Origin of the sequence: Coleofasciculus sp. G2-EDA-02, assembly GCF_040226375.1 — a bacterium.
Classification (GTDB): domain Bacteria; phylum Cyanobacteriota; class Cyanobacteriia; order Cyanobacteriales; family Coleofasciculaceae; genus Coleofasciculus.
In genome coordinates this window covers 1-6,147 of the sequence record NZ_JAVKEW010000238.1, presented here as the reverse complement: position 1 = coordinate 6,147, position 6,147 = coordinate 1, and the positions used below count along the sequence as shown (strand labels likewise).

Sequence of the window (6,147 nt, the reverse complement as noted above, 5' to 3'; positions counted from 1 at the left end):
AAACCTAGACGGCTTTTAAACTATGAGCTGGCAAGCACCCATAGATTCCATGACCCCAATAACGTAGCGTTTGCTGAGACTGGCTATCCATCAATGGAATGATCGTGTTGTCCACGGTTGTCCAGTGTTAGGCGGATAGCTTTGGCGTTTGAACACAACCGGGTATTCGTTTCTCGAACATCGGTTCAGTCGTCGAACCCTCAGCCACAAAATTTTTGTGCTTGTTACAATTATTTACTCAAAAGGTCAGGCTTTGTTCCCCATTTTTAGAGACAAAATCTAAATTTTTGATTAAAATCTTGGTGTAACTTAAGAATATTTTTAGATTTCGGTAATTTTTATGATAGTAGCAGAAAAAATACAATGGCGGTATGTCAGCCACAGCTCATCTCATTTAGCCCTATTATTTGCCGAAACCATGCAAACGGGACAAATTAGCTTTTCGGAGTGGTATGAGTTAATGACAGCGCCGTTAGAAGATGCATTGAGTCCTGAGGCTGAAGATGCTATTACCCGTTTAATTTATGGGGTACGCCACGGATTGATCCGAGTCCTCTAGTACCGCTACCTAGAAAATCATGTGCCAGACGTGCTTTTGAAGCCTCTATAAACATGGCAATCAAAATGGCAAGTCTTCATCCTCCGGTGGAGTAATCGAGAGTCGCCAAATCTTATTATTCTCTTCTTCTACAGGTAATTCCTCCATGACCTCCCCTAACTTCTCTTGTAGAGATTTAGTCAATTGTACCGATAAATCTAACTCAATACCCAGTTTTTGGGTCACTTGTGCCAATTGATGAAAGGCTACTTTTTTGCTGGTGCGATTTTGAATAGATAAGCGAAAGCCATTGACGTTTTGCACCTTTTGCGCTTGCATCGCCGCTTTCAGCCGTTCCTTAATTTGTTGAATTTCCGTATCCAGTTGCTTCCAGCGATGCTCGATTTGTCGATATCGTAGGGTTAGGGCTTCAATATCTTCCGTGGCGGGGTCAGGTTGAGCTAGCTCTAACAAATGACGGTGAACCTGAGCCACATAGACGACATCCTTAGCCGCGTAATCGAGTTGGCGGGGTGAGAGGGGACGTTTTCTCCAGTCGCTTGTTTGTTCCGTTTTATCCACATGGGGACATATCCCAAAATATTCAGTTAAAGTTTTAAGCTGATAATTGGGGACAGGGAGGCGATAGTAGGGAATCGTTTTCGCCAGTTCTAGGGTACAGGTGACATTTTTTGCCTTGCGTTTACCCAAAAATTTCCGGTCATAGCTGGCGTTGTGAAAGACTTTCTCGATTGCCGGATTGTACATAATTTTAGCTATAAACTCATCGGCGAGTTCTGGCTGGTATAGCACATCGAGAATCGAGACACACTCACCCGTGAGGTCATTCCCATCCGCCAAGACTTGAATTAAAGACAATTGGGGCGTATCGGTTTTGTAGTCAGCGACTTCCGTATCTAACCATAGGATAGAGGCTTGAGTGCAGCTTGCGATCGCACGGTCAATATCTTGGGCTTGAGTGAGGTATGGCATTAATGACATCCTGCTACAGCATTGTAGAAAATGCTGTATACCATCCTACACGCTAATGCTCCCCCTGCTCCCTCTGCTTCCCCAGCTCCCTCTGCTCCCCCTGCTTCCCCTGCTTCCCCTGCTCCCCCAGCTCCCCCTGCTCCCCCTGCTTTTAGCGCTTAAGTTAACACCAATGATGTCGGTGCGCCCCTACTTCGCTTCCCGTTTCCCCAATCACCTATCACCAATTCCCAACTTTTCCCCCCGAATTGAGTAATCCAACAACTCCATCGGATGCATCAACAGCATCTCCTTCTCCTGCAAGTTTAAATGTTTCTTAATTTGCAGTGAACACCCCGGATTCGATGACGCAATTAACTCCGCCCCAGTATTCAACAAATTCTCAACCTTTTGCTGTCCCAACTCATCAGCTACTTCTGGTTGCAGCATATTATAAACCCCCGCACTACCACAACACAGCGCCGCATCGATGGGTTCGCGTAATGTTACCCCCGGAATTTTCCGCAATAACTGACGCGGTTGTACAGAAATCTTTTGCCCATGTAACAAATGACATGCATCCTGATACACCATTGTCAAAGGCTTATCTGTCAGAGGTGACAATTTAGCCGTCAACCCTACCTCAGCTAAAAATTGCTGCACGTCTCTCACTTTCGCCACAAAGTCTTGCGCCTTCTGGCGATACGCTGGATCATCGTCTAGAATATGTCCATATTCCTTCAACGTATGACCACAGCCTGCGGCATTTATAATCACATAATCAACACCCGTCCCCTCAAAACTATCAATCATCTGTCGCGCCAATGCTTTAGCTTGTTCTGTTTGTCCCTGATGTTCGGGTAATGCAGCACAACACCCTTGAGTTTTGGGAATCACAACTTCACAACCATTCGCTGTTAATACCCGCACCGTCGCTTCATTAACCGGAGAGAAAAATAGCCGTTGCACACAACCCAAAATCACACCAACTCGATACCGCGTTTCCCCTTGCGGCGGAATTACATCCGGGAAGTTATCCTGAAATGACTTTAAAGTAATTTGCGGTAAAATTGAATCCATTGCCGCTAAGCGGGGGAATATCTGCTTTAGCAACCCCGTAGACCTTACCAGCTTTTGTAATCCTAATTTCTGATAGATATAAAGTGGCGCCAGGAAGGGGCGCAGGCGTCTCGGATAAGGAAACAGATTAAAAATTAGCGCTCTAATAATCCGATCAGATAAACTCCGAGGCTGATTTCGTTCTACCTGATGCCGTGTCGCTGAAATTAACTTATCATACTGTACTCCAGAGGGACAGGTAGTCACACAAGCCAAACAGCCTAAACAGGAATCAAAATGTTGCGTCGTCGCCTCTGCTAATGGTGCTTCACCGTTGTTAATCGCATCCATCAAATAAATCCGTCCCCTCGGCGAATCCATTTCTTTGCCAATCACTCGGTAACTAGGGCAAGTAGAGAGGCAAAATCCGCAGTGAACACAAGTGTCGATTAAGGCTTGTTTAGGAGGATTTTTGGCGTCAAAACCAGGGGATTGAGATTCATTTTGTTCCGTTTCTAACGCTGTGGTTTCTGCGCTTTCTTTAACAGAATCTGGTGTGGGAAATTTAAAGTCCGTTTGCATATTTTTTTAGGTAGATGTACAAATCTAACAGCTAATATTGAATTTTCCAGACGTGCCATAGTCGGTCTGGGCGGGTTTAGTCACATCCGGGTGCAAAAGAAAAGATAATAGTGAAACCCGCCCCTACATTCGGAAAAACCAGGTTCCATCGAAGATCGTGAAGGGTCAAATCTGCTCCTGTGCCTTCTTTCAAATATCTCCCACAAATCGATTAGGACTTAAAATAGTTTTCGGATCAAACTTCTGTTTAATTTGGCGCATAATATCTAAATCGTTGCCACTGTATCCCCAAACATCAAGCTGTTGCTTCAAACTAATTGGAGCCTCTAGTACCGTCAAAAAACCGCTGTGGGATTGGCAATGCTCTCGCATCTTTAAAATTGTCTCCGGTTTCACCGTTTCAGGTTTAAGCCGCAATTTTCCTAAGCCGCTGCCAACATGGATCAGCCCCAATCCCGTTCCAGAGGTTAGGGTATCGAGTACAGTTAAAGTCATTACTGCCGCCGTTGGTACTACTCCTATTTTGCAAGTAATCGCGGTGGATTGGGGCATTCCCCAGATTTGTTCTGGCAATGATTGCCATAGATGAGCTTCATCATTATCCTGATAAAGTGTGCCTTGTAATCCCAACTGCTGCCCAACCTCTAGCAAACGGGAGGACTGTTCCTGTACACTTTCAGTAACACTTTGGAAGCGAACCATCAAGCCCATCCCTTGACCGATGCCTAATTGTTTCACCAATTCAGACGAGAGTAAGTCGGCGGCTGTAGGCGTTAGGGCAGACGCGAGTATGGTTTTGGTAGTTGATGCGATCGCGTCAGCGTCTCCCGCCAGCACGAGTGTCCCTGAGGCTTCTTGTACCGGATACAAGCGAAACGTCACTTCTGTTAAAATTCCCAGGGTGCCATAGGCTCCTGTCAACAGTTTCATTAAGTCATAACCTGCCACATTTTTCACCACTCGTCCCCCGGCTTTGGCGAGTTGTCCATCACTGCGGACAAAGGAAACCCCCAATAGCATATCCCGAACCCCACCATAGCGTTGTCGCCATGAGCCACTATCAGCGGTTGAAATAATTCCACCCAGGGTGGCGGCTTCCGGGTAGGCGGGTTCTAGAGGCAAAAATTGATTGGTTTTCAGCAGTATTGCTTGTAAATCTGCTAACTTAACACCCGTTTGCGCCGTTATTGTTAAGTCACCCACCGCATGATCAATCACCTGATTCAGGTTTTGGGTACTAATCACCAGGTCAATCGGTTTACCTACACCCGCCCACGCCAATTTGCTACCGTTCCCACAGGGGAGAACCCGCCAATTATTGGTGTTGGCGCATTCGATCACCTGACAAAGCTGTTGAACAGTGCTAGGACAAACGAGAGTGCTAGTAAGGGTTTCCCCGCCGTAAGCCTTCTGGATTCGCTCTTGCCATAGCGGGGGTAAATTATCCCCCTGGTAGATGTTAGAGTCACCCACAATCGGTGTTAGAGTTTGTGCGATCGCATTCATCTTTCTTCCCCCGTGGAAACCCCCGTTATACCCTTCAGGTTAACTGCGGGAGGAAACGGGGGATATTTTATGGGGGTCAATCCCCCTAAAATATCCAAATCACTGTATGTATGAATATCCATCTTTTTTGTGAATATGTTTGCAGTATCTGTGACTGATGCCCTGAACCAGTCCATCAGGTGTTGAGATATTGAAACTTCCAGTGGCACGAGTGGCTACTCGACCAACGTAAGTCCCAACCTTTTTCCCAGAAGTGACAATCGCTTTAACGATGTCACCTGTCTGAAAGCCTTTGTGGAATTTTGTTCTGTTGCAATAACGAATCGGGAATCCAAATTTGTTGGTGCGGCATTGCTGACGGGTTCCGTGACCTTTGGCAGCAATTAGCAACGGATTAACACCTGATGTGATTAACTGCTCTGGGGTTGATGCCCCTACACAAGCAGCATCCCAATAGTGGGTTTTGTCCAGTCCTCGAATGGTTCTGTTGTATTTGGTGCGACCACCAGTACCAACCTCAAGAGGTTGCTGATACGGTTAGAACCTCCTTTTGAGCGAGGCTGAATATGCTCTATTTCCAGCTTGGTGTCTTTTGCCCCGCAGTAGGCACAGGTTCTATTCCATTTTTCGAGTAAGAACTCACGGATTTCGTAACCGAAGAGTGTACCTTGCTGGTAGCCAATTCCGCTAATTTCAGCATCCTGCATCTGCTGAGTATCAAACCTGACCAGTTCTTGAGAGATGGCGGTAATTTGACACAGTGATGATAGGCGCTTGACCCAAGTCAGGATGTTGGCAGCACGACTACTTAAAGATGGTGGCAACCAACCTTTTAGACGGGTGCGGTTAAGGAAACGAGGTTTACGATAACGGGTTTTGCGGTTACGGCGTGAGCGTCGTAACTGACGACGTGAAGTCAAAGACTCCCGAATTTGAAACCCACGATGCTGCAACTCGGCTACCCAAACCACTTCGCCTGTCGTATCGTTGATTAATGCTAGTCCACTGGTTTTCGCTCCGGGGTCGATTTTGACTCGGAGTGGTTCAATTTTGGGGTTTGACACCTCCTGTTTAAGTATCAAAGTAAAGGGGTAGTGTCGGAAAACCGCAGCTTTCCCCTGAGACAACAGTATTCTTGCCCTTCCTGGATGGATGGGATTGAGAGGCTGTTTGTTGGTGTCTAAGACAAAAACTTTACTCACGAGTGAGTCTCCTTGCGGGTAATGTTAGCCTTGGCAATGTTACGAAAGCTTGTTGGGTTTACGACACTGACTTCGACCCGATATGTCTGTTTAATCGCAAACGATAGAGCTAAAAACTGGCTACGCATTCTTAGGTATCTTGATTTTCTTGACACTCTCCCGGTTAAAACGCGGGAGATTCTTGAGCTAATCATCGCCCTTTCGAGTCACCTCTAATTAGGTCTTACACAATTATGTCCTACCCGAAGTCAACTAGAATATCACTTAATATCTAGAACCCCTTTTTTT

At 46.2% G+C, this 6,147-nt stretch carries 4 protein-coding genes and 1 pseudogene; 1 reads left to right on the top strand and 4 read right to left on the bottom strand.

The genetic code is table 11. From position 1 onward, the window contains the following. The first annotated feature begins 340 nt into the window (after nt 1-340). The gene (locus RLO19_RS27520; protein WP_446360552.1) at nt 341-559 is read left to right on the top strand and encodes a hypothetical protein; all 219 of its coding nucleotides are present in this window, start codon (nt 341-343) and stop codon (nt 557-559) included. A 60-nt stretch (nt 560-619) separates the two neighbouring features. Here RLO19_RS27520 and RLO19_RS27515 read toward each other — a convergent pair whose 3' ends face one another. From RLO19_RS27515 to iscB, 4 genes and pseudogenes are all read right to left on the bottom strand, one after another. Next, complete coding sequence (locus RLO19_RS27515; protein ID WP_446360551.1) at nt 620-1,531, bottom strand: ribonuclease D; 912 nt, start codon at nt 1,529-1,531, stop codon at nt 620-622. A 213-nt stretch (nt 1,532-1,744) separates the two neighbouring features. After that, nucleotides 1,745-3,151, bottom strand: coding sequence for a (Fe-S)-binding protein (locus RLO19_RS27510; protein ID WP_446360550.1), 1,407 nt, complete (start codon nt 3,149-3,151; stop codon nt 1,745-1,747). Between the two features lie 189 nt (nt 3,152-3,340). Beyond that, on the bottom strand, nt 3,341-4,657 hold the full coding sequence (locus RLO19_RS27505) for an FAD-binding oxidoreductase (RefSeq protein WP_446360549.1): 1,317 nt from the start codon (nt 4,655-4,657) through the stop codon (nt 3,341-3,343). Nucleotides 4,658-4,756: 99 nt separating this feature from the next. Further along, nucleotides 4,757-5,859: pseudogene (iscB, locus tag RLO19_RS27500) on the bottom strand (RNA-guided endonuclease IscB). Nucleotides 5,860-6,147 lie beyond the last annotated feature (288 nt).

Excerpts from the sequence above, each read along its gene's own strand:
- RLO19_RS27520 (WP_446360552.1), top strand. The coding sequence starts at position 341 with ATGATAGTAGCAGAAAAAATACAATGGCGGTATGTCAGCCACAGCTCA.
- RLO19_RS27515 (WP_446360551.1), bottom strand. The coding sequence starts at position 1,531 with ATGCCATACCTCACTCAAGCCCAAGATATTGACCGTGCGATCGCAAGC.
- RLO19_RS27510 (WP_446360550.1), bottom strand. The coding sequence starts at position 3,151 with ATGCAAACGGACTTTAAATTTCCCACACCAGATTCTGTTAAAGAAAGC.
- RLO19_RS27505 (WP_446360549.1), bottom strand. The coding sequence starts at position 4,657 with ATGAATGCGATCGCACAAACTCTAACACCGATTGTGGGTGACTCTAAC.